This window comes from Aciditerrimonas ferrireducens, from assembly GCF_023130475.1.
In the GTDB taxonomy this organism is placed as follows: domain Bacteria; phylum Actinomycetota; class Acidimicrobiia; order Acidimicrobiales; family UBA8190; genus Aciditerrimonas; species Aciditerrimonas ferrireducens.
Genome location: NZ_JAKHEX010000020.1, coordinates 22,150 through 42,727 on the forward strand (window position 1 = coordinate 22,150; position 20,578 = coordinate 42,727).

General features: G+C 74.3%; 17 protein-coding genes. 6 read left to right on the forward strand and 11 right to left on the reverse strand.

Annotated elements, in window-relative coordinates:
• Nucleotides 1-4: 4 nt before the first annotated feature.
• The gene (locus Acit_RS10405) at nt 5-1,402 is read left to right on the forward strand and encodes a glycosyltransferase 87 family protein (RefSeq protein WP_248108813.1); all 1,398 of its coding nucleotides are present in this window, start codon (nt 5-7) and stop codon (nt 1,400-1,402) included.
• Here Acit_RS10405 and Acit_RS10410 read toward each other — a convergent pair.
• The 5 genes from Acit_RS10410 to thiO all read right to left on the reverse strand — a co-directional run bounded on the left by Acit_RS10410 (nt 1,392) and on the right by thiO (nt 5,466).
• A complete protein-coding gene (locus Acit_RS10410; protein ID WP_248108815.1) occupies nt 1,392-2,051 on the reverse strand; it encodes a hypothetical protein in 660 nt (219 codons plus the stop codon). The two genes, Acit_RS10405 and Acit_RS10410, sit on opposite strands and share 11 nt — an antisense overlap.
• Before the next feature lie 303 nt (nt 2,052-2,354).
• A complete protein-coding gene (gene thiD, locus Acit_RS10415) occupies nt 2,355-3,188 on the reverse strand; it encodes a bifunctional hydroxymethylpyrimidine kinase/phosphomethylpyrimidine kinase (protein WP_248108817.1) in 834 nt (277 codons plus the stop codon).
• Nucleotides 3,189-3,191: 3 nt separating this feature from the next.
• Nucleotides 3,192-3,980, reverse strand: a complete 789-nt coding sequence (locus Acit_RS10420) for a thiazole synthase (RefSeq protein ID WP_312710490.1) — start codon at nt 3,978-3,980, stop codon at nt 3,192-3,194.
• Nucleotides 3,977-4,210 (reverse strand): sulfur carrier protein ThiS, encoded by a 234-nt coding sequence (gene thiS / locus Acit_RS10425; protein WP_248108819.1) that lies wholly within the window; start codon nt 4,208-4,210, stop codon nt 3,977-3,979. Before thiS ends, Acit_RS10420 begins: the two co-directional genes overlap by 4 nt.
• Entirely contained in the window at nt 4,174-5,466 is a 1,293-nt protein-coding gene (thiO, locus tag Acit_RS10430; RefSeq protein WP_248108821.1) for a glycine oxidase ThiO, read from the reverse strand. Before thiO ends, thiS begins: the two co-directional genes overlap by 37 nt.
• 96 nt (nt 5,467-5,562) lie before the next feature.
• On the opposite strand from thiO, the gene gltB reads away from it, so the two are divergent.
• From gltB to Acit_RS10445, 3 genes are read left to right on the forward strand one after another with little or no spacing between them, the layout of a single operon-like run.
• Nucleotides 5,563-10,155 carry a glutamate synthase large subunit gene (gltB, locus tag Acit_RS10435; RefSeq protein ID WP_248108823.1) on the forward strand — a complete coding sequence of 1,531 codons (4,593 nt, stop codon included), beginning with the start codon at nt 5,563-5,565 and terminating at the stop codon, nt 10,153-10,155.
• Between the two features lie 21 nt (nt 10,156-10,176).
• Nucleotides 10,177-11,724 carry a glutamate synthase subunit beta gene (locus Acit_RS10440; protein ID WP_248108825.1) on the forward strand — a complete coding sequence of 516 codons (1,548 nt, stop codon included), beginning with the start codon at nt 10,177-10,179 and terminating at the stop codon, nt 11,722-11,724.
• 51 nt (nt 11,725-11,775) lie between these two features.
• A complete protein-coding gene (locus Acit_RS10445) occupies nt 11,776-12,600 on the forward strand; it encodes a dienelactone hydrolase family protein (RefSeq protein ID WP_248108827.1) in 825 nt (274 codons plus the stop codon).
• On the opposite strand, the gene Acit_RS13685 is transcribed toward Acit_RS10445, so the two are convergent.
• Together Acit_RS13685 and Acit_RS10455 are read right to left on the reverse strand one after the other, a co-directional pair.
• Entirely contained in the window at nt 12,528-13,163 is a 636-nt protein-coding gene (locus tag Acit_RS13685; protein WP_248108829.1) for a lytic transglycosylase domain-containing protein, read from the reverse strand. The genes Acit_RS10445 and Acit_RS13685 overlap by 73 nt on opposite strands.
• Before the next feature lie 281 nt (nt 13,164-13,444).
• A complete protein-coding gene (locus tag Acit_RS10455; RefSeq protein WP_248108831.1) occupies nt 13,445-13,867 on the reverse strand; it encodes a PPOX class F420-dependent oxidoreductase in 423 nt (140 codons plus the stop codon).
• A gap of 100 nt (nt 13,868-13,967) precedes the next feature.
• On the opposite strand from Acit_RS10455, the gene Acit_RS10460 reads away from it, so the two are divergent.
• Entirely contained in the window at nt 13,968-15,620 is a 1,653-nt protein-coding gene (locus Acit_RS10460; RefSeq protein WP_248108833.1) for a long-chain fatty acid--CoA ligase, read from the forward strand.
• Between the two features lie 42 nt (nt 15,621-15,662).
• Entirely contained in the window at nt 15,663-15,884 is a 222-nt protein-coding gene (locus Acit_RS10465; RefSeq protein WP_248108835.1) for a hypothetical protein, read from the forward strand.
• Here the strand turns inward: Acit_RS10465 and Acit_RS10470 are convergent.
• From Acit_RS10470 to Acit_RS10485, 4 genes are all read right to left on the reverse strand, one after another.
• Nucleotides 15,820-16,515, reverse strand: a complete 696-nt coding sequence (locus tag Acit_RS10470) for a TetR/AcrR family transcriptional regulator (protein ID WP_248108838.1) — start codon at nt 16,513-16,515, stop codon at nt 15,820-15,822. The genes Acit_RS10465 and Acit_RS10470 overlap by 65 nt on opposite strands.
• Before the next feature lie 87 nt (nt 16,516-16,602).
• Nucleotides 16,603-17,667, reverse strand: coding sequence for an LOG family protein (locus Acit_RS10475; RefSeq protein WP_248108841.1), 1,065 nt, complete (start codon nt 17,665-17,667; stop codon nt 16,603-16,605).
• Nucleotides 17,664-19,976, reverse strand: a complete 2,313-nt coding sequence (gene cofH, locus Acit_RS10480; RefSeq protein WP_248108844.1) for a 5-amino-6-(D-ribitylamino)uracil--L-tyrosine 4-hydroxyphenyl transferase CofH — start codon at nt 19,974-19,976, stop codon at nt 17,664-17,666. The genes Acit_RS10475 and cofH overlap by 4 nt, the downstream gene beginning before the upstream one ends.
• A 191-nt stretch (nt 19,977-20,167) precedes the next feature.
• Nucleotides 20,168-20,578: transaldolase family protein (locus Acit_RS10485; RefSeq protein WP_282436775.1), on the reverse strand; the 411-nt coding region annotated here is incomplete at its 5' end.

Consider the following 20,578-nt stretch of genomic DNA (forward strand, 5'->3'; position numbering starts at 1 on the left):
GGCCATGGTGCGGAAGGCGGGGCGTCGGCTGGCGACCGCCTGGACCGGCCTGGAGCCCGACGTCCGGGACGCGTTGCTCTACGGCGCCTCGGCCATCTTCGCCGGGGTGGTCTGGGCCTCCTCGGGGATCGCCCTCTACCGGCAGTGGGCCGAGCTGGCGCTCGGCCCCTACCTTGCCGGCACCTTGGCCTCCGGCTTCCTTGCCTGGCGGGTGGCCCGTCGGCGCCGAGCCGGCCGGGTGGCGCCCCGGGGGCACTGGACCGCGGCGCGCCTGGTGGTCTTCGGGGTGGTGCTGGTGGGGGCCACCTTGGGTCCACTGTCGATGGAGGTGCTCTGGCGGAACGAGGGGGTGCGGACCTCGACGGCTCATGTGCAGCCCGAGGTGGAGGTCATCGAGGCGGCCGGGATGCGGGTGGCCCAGGGTCGGGACCCCTACCGGCTGCTGAACCCCCACCACCTGCCGCCGGTGCCGAAGGGCCAGCCGGCCTACGACGCCTTCGACCCCTACCTGCCGCTCATGTCGATCTTCGGGCTGGCCCGCAGCACCGACGCGCCGCCCCGTCTGACCGACGCCCGGGTGGCCTTCTCGGTCCTGACGGTCCTCTTGGTGGTGGTGGCCCTGGCCCTGTGCCGAGGGCCGACCGGGCCGAAGGTCTTGACCCTCCAGGCCATGACGGTGCTGCCCACGGCCGCCCTCCCCTTGGCCACCGGGGGCGACGACCTCCCGGTGGTGGCGCTGCTGCTCCTCGGGCTGGTCCTGCTCCAGCGACGACGACCCCTGCTCGGCGGCCTGGCCCTGGGGGTTGCCGCAGGGATGAAGCTGACCGCCTGGCCCCTGGCGCTCCTCGCCCCGCTCGTCGCCCTGGACCGCCAGGGGGACCACCGGCGGGCGCGTTGGTGGGTCGCGGGCGGGGTCCTGGCGGTGGTGGTCCCCAGCGTCCTGCCCTCGATCGTGGCGAACCCGCCGGCGTTCTTCGAGAACGTCGTCCGGTTCCCCCTTGGTCTCGCCGGGATCACCTCGCCGGCGGCCACCCCGCTGCTCGGCCACGTGCTGGTGACGGCCTTCCCGAAGCTGCACCGGGTGCTGACCGCCGCCCTGGTCTTCGTCGGCGGGGTGGTCCTCCTGTGGCTCCTGGTGCGCCGGACCCCTCGCACGCCCTACCAGCTGACCGGCCTGCTGGCCTGGGCCATGCTCGTGGCCATCGTCCTGGCCCCGGCCACCCGGATCGGCTACGCCCTCTACCCGGTCGACTTCTTCGTCTGGGCCTGGCTGCTGCGGGAGGAGCATCGGGCGGACGAGGGCCGCTCGGTGGTGGCGGCCGCCGAGGCCGTCCTCCGGGTCGACGAGACGACCGGGGCCCCGACCCCCTCGTCGACGGCTCGTCCGACGGCTAGTCCGTGAGGGACTGGACGTAGAGCTCGACGGTGTACGGGGTGACGAAGGCCCGGGTCGGCCCCGAGGTGGTGGCCGGCCTGGTGGGGTCGACGACGATGCCGAGCTGCCAGATGGTGCCGGTCACCGAGGCGTGTTGCCCGAGGACCTCGATGCCCGAGCCGCGGTAGACGTGGCCGCTGCTCATCTGGGTCCAGCCGTCCGCCCGCAGCTGGTCCTTGAAGAAGGCGACCACCTGGCTCTGGCTGGCCGGCACGGTGAGGCCGAGGGAGTAGTCGTAGAGCTCGACGCCGTGGTCCTTGAGCGAGTGGGGCACGACCGTCGAGCCGGCCGGCAGGGCCAGTGCCCGGAGGATGTCGGCCGGGGGCTGGCCGCCTTGGACCATGGGCCGGAGCAGGCTGCTCGAGACCTCGGCCCGCAAGGGGGCGCCGGGGGCGGTCGTGATGCTCGTGGGGGCCGAGGTCGGGGCCTGGTTCGGTTCGATCCCGAGGAGGATCAGGCCGCCGACGAAGATGACCCCCACGATGCCGAGGACCAGCGCCGCCCACTTCGTGCTCGGGCCCGCCGGCCGGACGGGGCGCTGGCCGTCGGGCTCGGGCGGGTGGACGCCGCCACCACCGTGGGGCGGGGCGGGCGCGGAGAGGTCGGTGCGGCTCACGGCCGGACCAGGCTGAGGTCCCGGGCAGGAGCAGGAGCATCCACGACCCCAGCGTAACGGGCACGGTGCCGGGGTTGCCGGTCGGCAGTCGGCCCGGACGTTGACGACCCGTTGGGATCGGGATACGGTGCCGGTACGCAGCGCACCGGGGCGACTGCGAGGAGGGGGAACCGTGGTCGGGCCGCATCCCGGGTGCGGCCGGGCCAGCTCCACCGCCGTCTCGGGGGAGACGGCGGGGCGGTCGAGCAGGCGGCGGCGTTCACCGGGGGGCCGCCGCCGCTGCTCCCGCTTCGTTGACGCGGCTCAGCCCCAGACGCGGTGGTCGACCGGGCCGCGGCCGGCGCCGAGGCGCCAGTCCTTGGCCGATTCGAGGGCGGCAGCCACGTAGGCCTTGGCCCGCTGGACGGCCGCCAGGGCCGGCATCCCCTGGGCGAGGCCGGCGGCGATGGCTGCCGAAAGGGTGCACCCGGTCCCGTGGTCGTTGCTGGTCGGGACCCGGGGGCCGTCGAGGACGAGGACCTGGGTGTCCGAGACGACCACGTCGGGGGCGCTTGGGCCCTGGAGGTGGCCGCCCTTGACCACCGCCATGGTGGCGCCGGCGGCCACGAGCTGGCGGCCGGCCTCGGCCATGGCCTCGATGGCGTCTGCCGGCCGGTCGAGGGTCTCGGGGACGAGGAAGTCGCAGAGGACAGCCGCCTCGGGGAGGTTGGGGGTGACGACGGTGGCGTGGGGCAGGAGCTGGTCCCGAATGGCCTTGGCGAGGGTGCTCGGGTCCTCGGCCAGGGCGTCCCCGCTGGTGGCGACCAGGACGGGGTCCACGACGAGCCGGGGCAGGGCGCCTGCCGCGCAGCGCTCGGCCACGACGGCGACGACCGCCGGGTCGCCGAGCATGCCGGTCTTCGCGGCCCGCACCGGCAGGTCCCGGAGGACGGCGTCGAGCTGGGCCGCCACCGCTTCGGGGGGCAGGGGCCAGACCCCCTCGACCCCCCGGGTGTGCTGCGCGGTGACGGCGGTGACGACCGTAGTGCCGTGGACCCCGAAGGCCCCGAAGGCCGCCAGGTCGGCTTGGAGGCCCGCGCCGCCGCCGGAGTCCGAACCGGCGATGGTGAGCGCCACGGGCGGTGGGTTGCCGGGCACCGTTCAGGCGAGCCGGGCCAGGCCGGTTCGGGGGGAGGAGGCCCGGGCGAGGGTCCGGGGCGGGATGCGGCCGGCCCGGCGGGCCAGGTAGCCGGCCTCGACCGCCCGGCGCATGGCGGCGGCCATGGCCGGGGGGTCCTCGGCTCGGGTGATGGCCGAGGCGACGAGGACCGCGTCGCAGCCGAGCTCGAGGGCGAGGGCGGCGTCGGAGGCGGTGCCGATGCCGGCGTCGAGCACCACGGGGACCCGGGCCTGCTCCACGATGAGCTCGATGTTGTGGGGGTTGCGGATGCCGAGCCCGCTGCCGATGGGGGCCCCGAGGGGCATGACCGCTGCGCAGCCGACCTGCTCGAGGTGGCGGGCCAGGACGGGGTCGTCGGTGGTGTAGGGCAGGACGAGGAAGCCGAGCGCGCAGAGCTGCTCGGCGGCCTCGAGCAGCTCGAGGGGGTCGGGCAGGAGGGTCCGGTCGTCCGCGACGACCTCGAGCTTCACCCAGTCGGTGCCGAGGGCTTCCCGGGCCAGCTGGGCGGTGAGGACCGCCTCGGCCGCGGTGTAGCAGCCGGCGGTGTTCGGCAGGACCTCGACCCGGTGGCGGGCCAGGACGTCGAGGATGGACCCCCGGGCCTCGGGATCGACCCGCCGGAGGGCCACGGTGGCCACCTCGGCTCCTGACGCTTCGAGGACCCGCTCCAAGACGGCGAGGTTGGGGATCCCGCCGGTGCCGAGCAGCAGGCGGGACCGGAACTGGCGGCCGGCCAGGGCGAGGGGCGCGAGCGCGTCGGACCCGCTCACCCGCCGGCCACCGCGCTGAGCAGCTCCACCTGGTCGTCCGGGCCGACCAGGGTGACGTCCCAGGCAGCTCGGGGCACGACCTGGCGGTTCAGGGCCACGGCGACGCCGGCCCGCCGGCCGGCCAGCTGGTCCACCAGGGCACCCAGGGTGGTCCCGGCGGGCAGCTCCCGGCGCTGGCCGTTCACGCTGGCCGTCACCGGGGTGCTGGGCCCTCGGGGAGGGGCGTCCATGCCTCCAGTGTGGCACCCCCCAGGTCGGGGCTGAACCGGGTCGGCCCGAAGGGGCCGAGGGCGTCGGGCAGGGGATCGCCCTCGACGGCCGCCCGGACGGCCTCGGCGGTGATGGGGCAGAGCAGGACGCCGTTGCGGTGGTGTCCGACGGCCAGCACGAGGCCGTCGGCGCCCGAGCCGGCGGGGAGGGGGCCGACGAGGGGGCCGTGATCAGGGGTGGCCGGTCGGTGACCGACCCCGACCTCGGTGAGCTCGAGCTCCCGGACCCCGGGCACCACGGCCACGGCGTCCCGGAGCAGCTCGTAGAGGGCGCCGGCGGTGGGCGTCGGGTCCGCTCCCTGCTCCTCGCTCGTGGCGCCGAGGACGACTTCTCCGGAGCGGCGGGGCACGAGGTAGACCGGCGCGCCCTCGACGAGGGCCCGGATGCAGTGCCGGGGTCCCTCGACGGTGCCGGTCCGGGTCGCCAGCCGCAGGATCTGGCCTTTCACCGGGCGGAGGGGCAGGCGAAGGGTCGGCGGCAGGCCATCCACCGCGGCGCTGCGCCACCCGGCCGCCAGGACCACCGCGGGCGCGTCGAGGTGGACCCCCGAGTCGAGGACCAGCCCCTCGACGGCACCCCGGCGGCACCGCAGGGCGCTGCCCGCGGCGGCCACCCAGCGGACGCCGGCCCGGCGGGCGGCGAGGGCCAGGGCCCGGGCGACGAGCCGGGGGTCGACGTGGTGGTCCCCGGGGATCAAGAGCGCGCCGGCCAGGCCCGGGGCGAGGCCGGGTTCGAGCTGCCGGGCCTCTCGACGGGTGAGAGGCTGGCTGGCCAGGCCGAGGCGCCGATGGAGGTCGAGGAGCTCGAGGAGGGCGCGATGGTCGTCGGGGGTGGCGGCCACGAGGACGGTGCCCTCGGTGCGCAGGCCCAGGTCGAGGCCGCTGGCCTCGGTGAGGGCCTGGGCAAAGGCCGGCCAGTGCTCGAGTGCGGCCAGGCCCAGGCCCACCAAGGGGGCCTCGGCGGCGTGGAGCTCGCTGACCGGGGCGAGCATGCCGGCTGCCACCCAGGAGGCACCGCTCAGGGGAGCCGGGTCGACGAGGACCACCTGGTGGTCCTGCTCGGCCAGGGACCAGGCCGCGGCCAGCCCGATGATCCCGCCCCCCAGGACCACGACGTCGGTGCGGCGGAGCGAGCCCACGGGGTCGAGGGGTGGGCCGAGGAGATCGAGGGGCGGCGCCGACGGGGTCACGGCGGACCGCGTCGGGGACGAGGGCATCGCCGTGTATCGTAAGGGTCCTGCAGCTGGGCCAGCGTCGTCCCGGGTCGCAGGTTCTCCGTCGCAGCCGTTGTCCTTCGACCGAGGAGCCCCCAGGTGACGAGCAGACAGGCCAGCAGGCAGACGACCGCTCGGCGCGGCCAGGAGGGTCGGGCCGGCCTCTACGACCCCGCCTTCGAGCACGACGCGTGCGGGATCGCCCTGCTTGCCGACCTGCAGGGGCGCAAGAGTCGGCGCCTGGTGGCCCAGGCCCTCGACGCCCTGCGGGCCCTGGCGCACCGAGGGGCGACCGGGGCCGAGCCGGCGACGGGGGACGGGGCCGGCATCCTGGTGCAGCAGCCCGACGCCCTGTGGCGCGAGGTCTGTCCGGTTCCCTTGCCCGAGGCCGGGGCCTACGCCTCGGGGCTGGTGTTCTTGCCGGTGGAGGCCGACGACGCGGCCAAGGCCAAGCAGCGCTTCGAGGATCTCGCTGCCGAGGAGGACCTCGAGGTCCTGGCGTGGCGGGAGGTCCCGGTGGAGCCGGCCCCCTTGGGGGAGGGCGCCCGACGGGCCATGCCCCGGATCGGCCAGGTCTGGGTGGCCCCGACCGAGGAGGTGCCCCGGGGCGCCGCGGGGCGGCCCGACGCCCTGGCGGTCGACCGGCTGGCGTTCTGCCTGCGCAAGCGGGCCGAGCACGAGCTGGGGGTCCACCTGCCCTCGCTGTCGGCCCGGACCTTCGTCTACAAGGGCATGCTGACCCCCGAGCAGCTCGAGGCCTTCTACCCGGACCTGGCCGACGAGCGGCTGGTCTCGGCCATCGCCCTGGTCCACTCGCGCTTCTCGACCAACACCTTCCCGTCGTGGCCCCTGGCCCACCCCTACCGCTACGTGGCCCACAACGGGGAGATCAACACGGTGCGGGGCAACCGGAACTGGATGCGGGCCCGGGAAGCCCTGCTGCGCAGCGACCTGATCCCGGGCGATCTGGAGCGGCTCTTCCCGATCTGCGACCCGGAGGGCTCGGACTCGGCCTCCTTCGACGAGGTGCTCGAGCTGCTGCACCTCGGTGGCCGGTCGCTGCCCCACGCCGTGCTCATGATGATCCCCGAGGCCTGGGAGCGGCACCCGACCATGGACCCGGACCGGCGGGCCTTCTACCGGTTCCACGCCTCCCTCATGGAGCCCTGGGACGGCCCGGCGGCGGTGGTCTTCACCGACGGGACGGTGGCCGGCGGGGTCCTGGACCGCAACGGCCTGCGGCCGGCCCGCTACTGGGTGACCGAGGACGGCTTGGTGGTGCTGGCCTCAGAGGTCGGGGTCCTGGACCTCGACCCGCGGACGATCGTGCGCAAGGGCCGGCTGCAGCCCGGGCGGATGTTCCTGGTGGACACGGCGGCGGGGCGGATCGTCGACGACGACGAGATCAAGGCGCAGCTGGCCGCCGAGCGACCCTACGGGCAGTGGCTGGAGGAGCAGCAGGTGGACCTCGAGGACCTGCCGCCCCGGCTCATGCTGACCCCCCAGCACGCGTCGGTGGTCCGGCACCAGCGGCTCTTCGGGTACACGACCGAGGAGCTGCGGGTCATCCTCGCTCCCATGGCCCAGACCGGCGCGGAGCCGGTGGGCTCGATGGGCCACGACGCCGCCCTGGCGGTCCTCTCGGAACGGCCTCGGCTGCTCTACGACTACTTCACGCAGCTCTTCGCCCAGGTGACGAACCCGGCGCTCGACGCCATCCGGGAGGAGCTGGTCACCGCCACCCGCTCGAAGCTGGGCCCGGAGGGGAACCTGCTCGAGCCCACGCCGGCCTCCTGCCGGCAGATCATCCTGCCGAGCCCGGTCATCGACAACGACGAGCTGGCGAAGCTGCGCTACGTGAACGAGGACGGGGACGTGCCGGGGTTCTCGGCCTTCGCCGTGGACGGCCTCTACCCGGTGGCCGGGGGCGGGCCGGCCATGGCCCAGGCGATCGAGGACGTCCGGCGGCGGGTCAGCGAGGCGATCGCCGAGGGGGCCAACGTCATCATCCTCTCGGACCGCAACTCGGACGCCGAGCTGGCCCCCATCCCGTCCCTGCTGCTGTGCGCCGCGGTCCACGAGCACCTGGTGCGGGAGAAGTCCAGGACCCGGGTCGGGCTGGTGGTGGAGGCGGGGGACGCCCGGGAGGTGCACCACATGGCCCTCTTGCTGGGCTACGGGGCCTCGGCGGTCAACCCCTACCTGGCCTTCGAGACCATCGACGACCTGATCGCCACCGGCCAGCTCACCGGGGTCACGCCCCGCCAGGCCCGGCGGAACTACGTGAAGGCGGTGGTGAAGGGCATCGTGAAGGTCATGTCGAAGATGGGGGTCTCGACGGTGGCCTCCTACACCGGCGCCCAGATCTTCGAGGCGGTGGGCCTGGACCGGGCGGTGGTGGACGAGTACTTCACCGGGACGGTCAGCCGGATCGGCGGGGTGGGCCTGGACGTGCTGGCCGAGGAGGTGGCCGCCCGGCACCGGGCCGCCCACCCGAGGCGGCCCGAGTCCCGGGCGCACCGGGAGCTGGAGGTCGGCGGGGAGTACCAGTGGCGCCGGGAGGGGGAGCTGCACCTCTTCAACCCCCGGACGGTCTTCAAGCTCCAGCACGCCACCCGGGCGAAGCGCTATGACATCTTCAAGGAGTACACGAGCGCGGTCGACGGGCTCTCCCGCAAGGGGGCGACGCTGCGCGGCCTCCTGGGCCTGCGGACGGGGGTATTGCCGCCGGTGCCGCTCGAGGAGGTCGAGCCGGTCTCGGCGATCGTGAAGCGCTTCTCCACCGGTGCCATGTCCTACGGCTCGATCTCGGCCGAGGCCCACGAGACCCTGGCCATCGCCATGAACCGCCTGGGGGGCAAGTCGAACACCGGGGAGGGGGGCGAGGACCCCGAGCGGTTCGTGCCCGACCCGAACGGGGACTCGCGGCGCAGCGCCATCAAGCAGGTGGCCTCGGGGCGCTTCGGCGTCACCATCGAGTACCTGGTGAACGCCGACGACATCCAGATCAAGATCGCCCAGGGGGCCAAGCCCGGGGAGGGCGGCCAGCTGCCGGGCCACAAGGTCTACCCCTGGATCGCTCGGACCCGGTACTCGACCCCGGGCGTGGGGCTGATCTCGCCGCCGCCGCACCACGACATCTACTCCATCGAGGACATCGCCCAGCTGATCCACGACCTGAAGTCGGCGAACCCTCGGGCCCGGGTGCACGTGAAGCTGGTGGCCGAGGTGGGGGTGGGCACGGTGGCCGCCGGGGTGGCCAAGGCGAAGGCCGACGTGGTGCTGATCTCGGGCCACGACGGTGGCACGGGGGCCAGTCCCCTGACCTCCATCAAGCACGCCGGCATTCCCTGGGAGCTGGGCCTGGCCGAGACCCAGCAGACCCTGGTCCGAAACGGCCTGCGGGACCGGATCGTGGTGCAGGTGGACGGCCAGATGAAGACCGGGCGGGACGTCGTGGTGGCGGCCCTCCTCGGGGCCGAGGAGTTCGGCTTCGCCACCGCCCCGCTGGTCGTGTCGGGCTGCGTGATGATGCGGGTCTGCCACCTGGACACCTGCCCGGTGGGCATCGCCACCCAGAACCCCGAGCTGCGCAAGCGATTCAGCGGCCGGCCGGAGTTCGTGGAGCACTTCTTCGAGTTCGTGGCCGAGGAGGTCCGGGAGCTGCTGGCCTCCTTGGGGCTGCGTTCCCTGGACGAGGCGGTGGGCCGGGTTGACCTGCTGGACACGGTGGCCGCCATCGACCACTGGAAGGCCAAGGGCCTGGACCTCTCCCCGGTCCTGGCCGAACCCGAGCCGGGCCCGCCGACGGAGCGCCGCTGGCGGCGTCCCCAGGACCACGGCCTGGAGCGGGCCCTGGACCAGCAGTTCCTGGCGGCCTGCCGGCCAGCCATCGAGGACGGCCAGCCGGTCAGCCTGGCGCTGCCGGTGCGGAACGTCGACCGAACGGTCGGGACCCTGCTGGCGTCGGAGATCGCCCGTCGCCACGGCGGCGCCGGCCTGCCCGAGGGGACCATCAGCATCACGTTCCGGGGCTCGGCCGGCCAGAGCTTCGGGGCGTTCCTGCCGCGGGGCGTGACGTTCCGGCTCGAAGGGGACGCCAACGACTACCTGGCGAAGGGCCTCTCGGGAGGTCGGATCGTGGTCCGGCCCCCCGAGGGCTCGCCGTTCGCCCCCGAGGAGCAGGTCATCGTGGGCAACGTGGTCCTCTACGGGGCGACCGGGGGCGAGGTCTTCGTCTCGGGCCTGGCCGGGGAGCGGTTCTGCGTGCGGAACTCGGGGGCCCTGGCGGTGGTCGAGGGGGTGGGGGACCACGGCTGCGAGTACATGACCGGGGGCCGGGTGGTGGTGCTCGGCCCGGTCGGTCGGAACTTCGCCGCCGGCATGTCCGGGGGGATCGCGTACGTCCACGACCCCGAGGCGACGCTGGCCGAGCGGCTGAACCCCGAACTGGTCGACCTGGAACCCCTGGACGAGGAGGACGAGGCCTTCCTGGCCACCGTGGTCCGCCGGCACCAGGAGGAGACCGGGTCGCCGCTGGCGGCGCGGCTGCTCGAGAAGGCCCCGGGGGTCTGGGGCCGGTTCGTGAAGGTCATGCCCCGGGACTACCGCCGGGTCCTGGAGGCCACCCGGGAGGCCGAGGCCAAGGGCCAGGACCCCGCCGAGGCGGTCATGGCCCTGGTGCGGGCCTGAGCAACGAGGGCGAGGACGGCGATGGGCAAGGTCACGGGGTTCTTGGAGTACGAGCGGAAGCTGCCGGCCCGGCGGCCGGTGGCGGTCCGGGTCCGGGACTGGCGGGAGGTCTACGAGCCCTTCCCCGAGGACGAGGCCCGCCGGCAGGCGGCCCGCTGCATGGACTGCGGGATCCCCTTCTGCCACGAGGGCTGCCCTCTCGGGAACCTCATCCCCGAATGGAACGACCTGGTCTACCGCGGGAACTGGTCCGAGGCGGCGGAGCGGCTCCACGCCACGAACAACTTCCCGGAGTTCACCGGGCGGCTCTGCCCTGCGCCCTGCGAGGCGGCCTGCGTGCTCGGCATCAACCAGCCGCCGGTCAGCATCGAGCGGACCGAGTACGAGATCGCCGAGCGGGCCTTCGCCGAGGGCTGGGTCCGGCCGGTGCGGGCCAGCGCACCGACCGGCAAGGCGGTGGCCGTCGTCGGCTCGGGCCCGGCCGGCCTGGCCTGCGCCCAGCAGCTGGCCCGGGCCGGCCACGCGGTGACGGTCTTCGAGCGGGCCGAGCGACCCGGCGGGCTGCTGCGCTACGGGATCCCCGAGTTCAAGATGGAGAAGGCGGTCCTCGAGCGGCGCCTGGCCCAGCTGCGGGCCGAGGGCGTGGTGTTCCGGTGCGGGGTCCAGGTCGGGACCGGCCCCGCCGACGGCTCCGGGGTGGCACCGGTCGAGCCGGGCCTGGCCCGGGGCGTCGGGGCGGCGGCCGCCCCGGGGGTGGAGGTGGTGCCGGCGGCCGCCCTGCTGGAGGAGTTCGACGCCCTGGTCCTGGCGGGGGGGTCCACCGTCCCCCGGGACCTGGCGGTCCCGGGTCGGGAGCTGGCCGGCATCCACTTCGCCATGGAGTACTTGAAGCCGGCGAACCTCGTCCGGGAAGGGGCCCTGGCAGAGTCGCCGATCTCGGCGGCCGGCCGGGACGTGGTCATCGTCGGCGGGGGCGACACCGGGGCGGACTGCCTGGGCACCGCCCACCGCCAAGGGGCCTCCTCGGTGCTCCAGCTCGAGATCCTGCCCGAGCCACCCCGGGAGCGGTCCCCCGAGGACCCCTGGCCGACCTGGCCGACCATCCTGCGGATCTCCTCGGCCCACGAGGAGGGGGGCGAGCGGCGCTACGCGGTGACCGCCACGGCCTTCCTGGGGGACGAGGACGGTCGGGTCCGGGGGCTGGTCCTCCAGGAGGTGGCCCGGCGGGTGGTGGACGGCCGGGTGACCTTCGACCCGGTGCCGGGCAGCGAGCGGGAGGTGCCCTGCCAGCTGGTCCTCCTGGCCATGGGGTTCGTGGGCGCCGAGCGCAGCGGGGTGGTCGGCGAACTGGGCCTGGTCCTCGACCCTCGGGGCACGGTGGCGATCGGACCCGACTGGCAGACCAGCCGGCCTGGGGTCTTCGCCTGCGGGGACATGGCCCGGGGGCAGAGCCTGATCGTCTGGGCCATCGCCGAGGGGCGCTCGTGCGCCGCGGCGGTCGACCGGGCTCTCATGGGCGAGACCGCCTTGCCGGCGCCTCTGGTCCCCGGCCAGCTGGCCCTGCGCTGAGGGGCGCGGTGCCGGGCGCTGCCTTCTGACCGCTCGGTACCCTCGGGACCGATGGAGCTGGTCGAGCTGGGTCAGGAACGAGGCGTCCGGACCCGGCACCTGCGCCTCAGCGTCGAGGGTCGGGCGGTGCCCGGCCTGCTGTGGACACCGGCCGCACCCAAGGGTCCCGTGCCGCTCGTGGCTCTGGGTCACGGGGCCTCGCGGGACAAGGGCCAGGACGTGGTCGTGGCCCTGGCCCGCCGGCTGGTCCGGCACCACGGCATGGCGGCGCTGGCCATCGACGGGCCGGTGCACGGTGAGCGGCGGGGCGAAGCCCACCCGGTGCCCCAGGTGGTCTTCTTGGAGTTCGCCCAGCGCTGGGCGGCCGAGGGAGAGGCGATGACGGACCAGATGGTGGCCGACTGGCGGGCCGTCCTGAACGCCCTGGCCGAGCTGGGCGAGTTCGACCCCGAGCGCCTCGGCTACTGGGGGCTGTCGATGGGGACCATCCTCGGCTTGCCCCTGGTGGCCGCCGAACCCCGCATGCGGGCGGCGGTGCTCGGGCTCTGCGGTCTGACCGGCCCGACCAGGGACCGCCTGGCGGCCGACGCCCCGCGCGTCACCGTGCCGACCCTCTTCGTGGTGCAGTGGGACGACGAGCTGTTCCCCCGGGACAGCGCCTTCGCGCTCTTCGCCGCTCTCGGCACGCCCGACAAGCGGCTGCACGCCCACCCGGGGGCGCACGGGGCGGTCCCGGCCGAGGAGCTCGACGGGGCCGAGGCGTTCCTGGCGTCGCACCTCCTGGGCGGCGGCCAGGGGCCGAGTCAGGACCGCAGCTGCATGGGGCCAGGCCGCCAGCCGAGCGAGGACGCCACCTCGAGGACCTCGACGACGTAGCTGGTGGCATGGTTGTAGGCCCATAGGGCCCCCGGGAGGTCCTGGCCGCCCCGGGCGCCGTTGGCGCACAGCAGGCGGGCCGCGGCCCAGACGGCGTCGACCGGGTCGTAGGGCGAGGGGGGGACGACCCCGCCCGGGGGCACGGGCCGGGCGTACTCGGCGAAGGTGGCCGGCTCGAACTGCATGGGCCCCTCGGCTCCGGCGGGGTTCGCGCCCTGGTGGACCCCGGGGAGGGTGCTCTGCCCGTTGTCGGACTCCACCGTGCCGACCGCCGCCAGGACCTGCCAGGGGAGGCCCGGACAGGAACCGGCAGCCGCCCGGTAGAGCGCGGCCATGGCCGACGGCAGCGCCGGGGGCGGGCCGGCGGCAGCGTGGGCACCGGCGACCAGGTCGGGTGGATCACCGGTCAGCGCCGAACCGGGGTCGGCAGCGCTCCCGATCCCCGGCAGCGACACAAGGGCGACGAGCGCCGTCAAGGCCACGAGGACCACCGAAGCGAGCCCGAGCCCACCGGCCCAGGCGCAGCCCGCCGCAGCGAGGCGGGGACGACGGGAACGGGCCACCAGCCCCTCCGGAAGACAGCAGCGGGACTGGGGCGCTCCCGCCCGCTGGTGCTGTGGGGTCCGCTCCGGCGAGCCGGCGGACCGAGGGCACGGGGCCGAGCGTCAACTGCAGCAGCCGGCGACGGACCTGTCAAGGGCCTGCCGCGCCGGCGCCTCGGTCGGGGGCGCCTCGGTCAGGGGGCCTCGGTCAGGGGGCCTCGGTCAGGGGGCCTCGGTCAGGGGCGCCTCGGTCAAGGGTCGGGGCTGGCGGTCCTGGGCCGGCTCGAACGGTCGCCGGTCCCTCAGCCAGCAAGGCGCGGGCCGGCACGCTCGACGCGAAGGCGCAGGAGGACCCGCTGCTCGGCCACCATGGCTGCCCGATAGGCGTCCCAGTCGGGGTGCTCGCCGGCGACCGCCCGGTAGTAGGCGACGAGGGGTTCGAGGGCCTCCGGCAGGGAGAGGACGTCGCAGGGGCCCTCGGCCTGGCACCAGCGGCCGAAGAACCCGTCCTCGAAAAGGCAGATGGCCGCCCGGCCGGTGCGCCGGACGTTGCGGGTCTTCACCGCCTGCTCCCGACTGCTGACCACGAGCACGCCGTCGAGGGGCGCGGCGACCACGGGCGAGAGCTGGGGACCCCCGTCGTGCCGCTGGGTGTAGAGGACGCCCCGGTGATGGGTGGCGGCAAAGGCCAGGGGGTCGGGCTCAGGGAGGCGCTGGAGAGCCATGCTCGGACCCTACTGCGCCGACCGTCTCGCGACGTCCCCGGGCGCTGTCCCTCCCGTGTCGACCCGGCCGGGGCGAGGGGGGAATCGGTAGGCTCCAGGCATGCAGAGCACGATGCAGGACGTGCCGCTCACCGTCCAGGGGATCATGCGGCACGGGGTCGCCACCTACGGGGACAGCGTCTGCGTGACCCGTCGTCCCGACGGCTACCGACAGGCCAGCTTCGCCGAGGTCGCCGAACGAGCCGACCGGCTGGCCGGGGCCCTGGCCGCCCTGGGGGTGGGGCCCGACGACCGGGTCGGGACCTTCATGTGGAACACCCAGGAGCACCTCGAGGCCTACCTCGCAGTGCCGTCCATGGGGGCCGTCCTGCACACGGTGAACATTCGGCTCTTCCCCGAGCAGCTGGCCTTCGTGATCAACCACGCCGAGGACCGGGTGCTGCTGGTCGACGCCTCCGTGGCGCCCCTGCTCGCCCGGGTCCGGGACCGGCTGACCACGGTGGAGCGGATCGTCGTGGTGGACCACCCTGCCGGGGAGAGCGTCGAGGGCCTGGGCGAGACCATCGACTACGAGGAGCTCCTGGCCAGCCAGCGGCCGGGCTTCGCCTGGCCGGAGCTCGACGAGCGGCAGGCCGCTTCGATGTGCTACACGAGCGGCACGACCGGCGACCCCAAGGGGGTGGTCTACAGCCACCGCTCCATGTGGCTCCACGCCTTCTCGGGGATGACGGCGAACACCACCGGCATGGGCCAGAACGACCGGGTGCTGGTGGTGGTCCCGATGTTCCACGTGAACGCCTGGGGCGCGCCCTACACGGCGTTCCTGGCCGGGGCCGACCTGGTGATGCCCGAGCGGTTCCTCCAGGCCGCCCCCTTGGCCGAGATCTTCGCCACCCAGCGGCCCACACTCTCCCTCGGGGTGCCGACCATCTGGAACGACCTGCTGCGCTACGCCGAGGAGCACCCCGTCGACCTGTCCTCGGTCCGGCTGCTGGTCGGCGGGGGGTCGGCCGTGCCCCGCTCGCTCATGGCCGCCTACCAGGAGCGTTTCGGGGTGACCCTGCTGCAGGGCTGGGGGATGACCGAGACCAGCCCGGTCTGCGCCGTGAGCTGGCCGCCCCGGGGCGTGCCAGCCGAGGAGGAGCTGACCTGGCGGGCGAAGACCGGCCGGGTGGTGGCCGGGGTCGAGGTCCGGGTGGTGGCCGAGGACGGCACGGTCCTGCCCAACGACGGCCGTTCGGTCGGGGAGTTCGAGGTCCGAGGACCCTGGATCACCGGCGCCTACTACAAGGACCCCTCCAGCGACCGCTTCCACGACGGCTGGCTTCGGACCGGCGACGTGGGGACCTTGGACGAGCACAACGTCATGGTCATCTCGGACCGGACCAAGGACGTCATCAAGTCGGGCGGCGAGTGGATCTCCTCGGTGGACCTGGAGAACCAAGTCATGGCCCACCCGGCGGTCTTCGAGGCGGCGGTCGTCGGGGTGCCGGACCCCAAGTGGGGGGAACGGCCCCTGGTCTGCTACGTGCCGGCCCCCGGGCACCAGGTCGACCCGGCCGAGGTGCTGGCCTTCCTCCAGGACCGGGTGGCCCGCTGGTGGCTGCCGGAGCGCTGGGCGGCGGTGCCCGAGGTGCCGAAGACCTCGGTCGGCAAGTTCGACAAGAAGGTCCTCCGGGCCAAGGCCCTGGCCGGCGAGCTGACCATCGTCGACGTGCCGCTCCCGGAGCGGGCCGAGACCGCCGGCCGCTGAGCGAGACGCCGCAGGAGCCGGACGCGGCGGGCCGAGGCCACGATGGCCACGGACGGGATCGAGGAGGTTCGCACCGCCCTGGAGGCGCTCGAGGAGCGCCTGGCCGAGCTGGCCCTCGACCATCTCCGGCAGGCCGCCGAGGCCGAGGCGGCAGCGGCACGGGACGAGCGGGACCACTGGCTCGCCGAAGAACGCCGCCTCACCCGGGCCCGCCGAGCGGTGGCCCGAGCGGCAGCACTCTTGCGGGGCGAGCCGGCGGACTGACCGGCGGCGCCTCCGTCGGGCCTCGGGCCGCCAGGAGAGGACCGAGGACCGCCCAGAGGGCCTCGGCCAAGCGTTCGGCCGCTGCCGCCCGTCCCTCCTCGTCAGGTTCCCGGGTGGCCAGCTCGTGCAGCACGACCCCGTCGACCACGGCCACGAGGGTTCGGGCTGCGCTCGGCGCACCGAGGCCGCCCCGGCCCAGGGTCTCAGCGGCCAGGTCCTCGAAGGCGGCCAGGCTCTCTCGCACCGAGGAGCGCAGCTCGGGGTCCCGGGTGGCCTGGAGGTAGAGCTCGAGCTGGGTGACGGCCCGCCGAGGCTGGCTGGCGAGGAGGGTCTGGGCGAAGCGGTCCACCGCCCGCCGGGGATCCGGCTCCTGGGCCACGGCGGTCTCGAGCACCGCCCGCAGCTCGGTCAGGCGCTGCTCGAGGTTCAGCTCGAGGGCTTCCCTGACCAGCTCGTGGATGGAGCTGAAGTAGTAGGTGGTGGCGGCGGCCGGGAGACCGGCTCGCCGGGCCACGGCCCGGTGGGTGACGGCCCGGACGCCACCTTCGGCGAGCAGCGCAAGGGCAGCCTCGAGGAGCTGCGCCCGCCGCTGCCGGCTCCGCCGCTGCCGGGGCTCCGCCACCCTGGTCACGACCGCTGATGGTAGCGAACGTCCCGACGCAGCGTTTTCGGTGTTGTGCAGCGTCGCTCGGGGCCCGGACCGGCTGGCCCCGCCGGTTCAGGGCTCGGCGGGGACCAGGCGGTTCAGCTCGTCGATGAGCTGCCGGAGCCGGCCGTAGTGGAAACGGTCGAAGCGCAGGCAGAGCCGGGGCAGCTCGACGTGGTCCTGGTCGGCCCGTTCCGGGGGCAGGGGTCGGGTGGGCCGGATCGGCCCCTCGACGAGGATGTCGGCGAAGCGTCGGCTCAGCTCGGCGAGCTCCCGACGACTGGGGAGGTGCCGGACCCGGACGACCAGGAGATCCCCGACGAAGCGCAGCGAGTGGTAGTTGCGGTAGAAGCCGAGGATCTCGTCGAGGGCGGTCGGGACGTCGGCCGTGATGCGGTAGAGCTGGTGGTCGTGCGGGTCGATCAGGCCCCCACGGGCCACCTGCTCGTCGAGGAAGCGGCGCCAGCCCTCCCAGTAGGTGCCCCCCGGCACGTCGAGGAGGACGAGCGGAGCGGGCAGGGCCTTGCCGGTCTGGAGGAGGGTGAGGAGCTCGAAGGCCTCGTCGAGGGTGCCGAAGCCCCCGGGCAGGACCACGTAGGCCGAGGACTCCTTGATGAGCATCAGCTTCCGGGTGAAGAAGTAGCGCATCTCCACCAGCTTCGGGTCCTGGGCGATGAACGGGTTGGCTCCCTGCTCGAAGGGCAGGCGGATGTTCACCCCGAGCGACCGCTCCCGCCCGGCCCCTTCCATGGCCGCCGCCATGATGCCCGGCCCGGCCCCGGTGACCACCATCCACTCCCGCTCGGCCAACCGGCCCGCCAGCTGTTTCGCCTGGCGGTAGAGGGGATCGTCGGGCCGGGTGCGGGCCGAGCCGAAGAAGGTCGCCTTCGGGACGCCCCGGTAGGGTCGGAAGACCCGGAACGCCTCGGTCATCTCGGCCAGGGCAGCGCTGGCGATCTTGAGGTCCAGCGGCTCAGGATCCTGGGCGGCCAGCTGGGCGACCGTGTCGAGGATCCCCTGGAGGAGGGGACGGGTGCCCCGCTCGGGGGGCAGGAGCGGCAAGACGGCCTCCCCGGCCCGGCCGGCAGCCGCCTGGACGGCCGGGTCCAGGCCGCCGTGGTCCTCGCCGGGTCTCACGCCGCCTGGGGAACCAGCTGGTAGAGCGTGGTGCGCTGCCGAAGGGTGCGTCCGAGGGGTTCGACGAGCGCGGCGAGCTCCTCGGGGGTCATCCGCTGGCCGTGGCTGGCCCCCGCCGCCCGGGAGATGTTCTCGTCCATCAAGGTGCCGCCCAGGTCGTTCGCCCCGGCCCGCAGGGCCTGTTGGACGCCTTCGGGACCGAGCTTGACCCAGGACGCCTGGACGTTCGGGATGACGGCGCCGTAGGCCAGGCGGCCGACGGCGTGCATGAGGAGGGCCTCTCGGAAGGTCGGGCCGCGGCGGGCCCGGCGCTGCAGGTAGATGGGGGCACCCATGTGGACGAAGGGCAGGGGGACGAACTCGGTGAACCCCCCGGTCCGGTGCTGGAGGTCCCGGGTCCGGACCAGGTGGCGAGCCCACGAGCGGGGATGCTCGATTGCGCCGAACATGATGGTCACGTTCGAGCGCAGGCCGACCTCGTGAGCGGTGCGGTGGACCTCGAGCCACTGGTCGGTGGTGATCTTGTCCGGGCAGAGCACCGCTCGGACCTCGTCGTCGAGGATCTCCGCTGCGGTGCCCGGCAGGGTCCGCAGGCCGGCCTCCTTCAGCCGGGTGAGATAGTCGGCCAGGGGCTCGCCGAGGCGGCGTGCCCCCTCGTAGACCTCGAGGGCGGTGAAGCCGTGCACGTGGATCCCTGGGACGGCTTCTTTCACTGCCTTGATCACCTGCAGGTAGTACTCGCCGTCGAAGCTCGGGTGGATACCGCCTTGCAGGCAGACCTCGGTCGCCCCGGCCGCCGCGGCCTCTTGGACCCGTGCGGCGATCTCCTCCAGGCTGAGCAGGTACGGGGTGCCCCGCAGGTTCAACGAGAGGGGCCCCTTCGAGAAGGCGCAGAAGCGGCAGCGGAAGGTGCAGATGTTCGTGTAGTTGATGTTGCGGTTCGCCACGAAGGTCACGGCGTCCCCGACCAGCCGGGCACGCAGGTCGTCGGCCTGCTCGCACACCGCCCGCACCTCCGGCCCCCGGGCCCCGAAGAGGGTGACGATGGCGTCCTCGTCGGGCTCCTCCCCGCCGGCCAGGGCGGCGAGGACCTCCCCGACGGGGCTCTTCGTGCTCGGCTGGGGCCACGGGGCCGGGCGGGACCGTGCTCCGGCGGCCCCCGGCTCGAGGGTCGGAAGCAGCTGGGGCGGGGCCAGCTCGCCCCCGGCCACCCAAGGGTGGTCCCGGGCCAGGCCCTCGGCGTCGGCACGCTCCAGCACGAAGAAGCGCATCTCGGGGGCCAGCCAGCGCTCGGGCTCGGCGGCGAAGCTGGGGTAGATCGGGAGGCGGGGGGCCAGCGTGAACCCGGCGGCCTCGGTCGCCCGGCGCAGCACCCCGAGCGCCGGCCAGGCCCGCTCGGGGTTCACGTGGTCCGCGGTCACCGGCGACACCCCGCCCCAGTCGTCGATGCCTGCTGCCAGCAGGGCCCCGAGGTCGTCGGCCAGGTTCGGCGGGGCCTGGACGTGCACCTCGGGGGGCAGCACCAGCCGAGCAACGGCCACCGACCACCACAGTTCTTCCGGCGGACACGCTGGGTGCCGGTGCATGGCCGTGCCCGGCTTCGGCAAGAAGGGCTGGACGATGACCTCCTGGAGATGCCCGTGTCGGGCGTGGACCTCCGCCAGCGCCGCCAGGGCCTCGACCCGGTCGGCCCGGGTCTCCCCGATCCCGACGAGGATGCCGCTCGTGAAGGGCACCGCCAGGCGACCGGCGGCCTCCAGCGTGGCCAGGCGACGAGCGGGCACCTTGTCCGGGGCCTGCGCGTGGCAGGGAAGCGCAGCCAAGGTCTCGATCATCATGCCCTGGCTGGCGCTCACCGGGCGGAGCCGTGCAAGGTCCCCGTCGCTGAGCGCCCCGGCGTTCGTGTGGGGCAGCAGGCCGGTCTCGTCCCGGACCAGGGCACACATGGCGACCAGGTAGTCCACCGTCGAGTCGTACCCCCGCTCGGCCAGCCAGCGGGCGGCGACCGGGTAGCGCTCCTCGGGGGCCTCGCCGAGGGTGAAGAGCGCTTCGGAGCAGCCGGCTTCCTGGCCGGCTCGGGCGATGGCCAGGACCTCCTCAGGTTCGAGGAAGGGGGCCGGCAGGCGGGCCGGCGGCTGGGAGAAGGTGCAGTAGCCGCAGCGGTCCCGGCAGAGCTGGGTCAGGGGGATGAAGACCTTCGGGGAGTACGTGACCCGTCGCCCGTGCGCCTGGTCCCGGACGCTGGCGGCGGCCTCCAGAAGGTCGGCGAGCGGGCGGCTGAGCAGCTCGGAGGGGTCGACGACGGCCATGGCGCCACCTTAGTGGTGGGCCCCTGGGCGAGGGGGATCCGTGCCAGCGTCACCCCGAATCACAACATGTCACACAAACTCCACAACGCCCACGGAGGCATCGGTCGTGGCACCGGCGGGAGGTGTCAGCACTCCCGAGCCGGTCCGAGCCTCCGAGCCTCCGAGCCTCCGAGCGTCCGAGCGTCCGTTCCCTAGGACTGGCGACCGGGGGCGAGGGCGGCCGCCTTGCGGCGGAGCTCGGCAAGGAGATCGTCGAAGGAGGCCCCGAATGCGGCCACCCCCTGGGCCTCGAGGACCCGCGCCACGTCGGCCAGGTCGATGCCGAGCTCCCCGACGGTCTCGAGGGCCGTCTCGGCTGCCTGGGGATCCCGATCGACGGTGCGGGCCGGGGTCCCGTGGTCGAGGAACGCCGCCAGGGTCTCGTCGGGCATGGTGTTGACGGTGTCGGGCCCGATGAGCTGGTCGACGTAGAGGAGGTCGGGGTAGGCCGGGTTCTTGGTGGAGGTCGAGGCCCACAGGGGCCGCTGGACCGTGGCGCCACGGGCCGCCAGTGCGGCCCAGCGGGGCCCGCTGAAGGTGCGGAGGAAGCGCTGGTAGGCGAG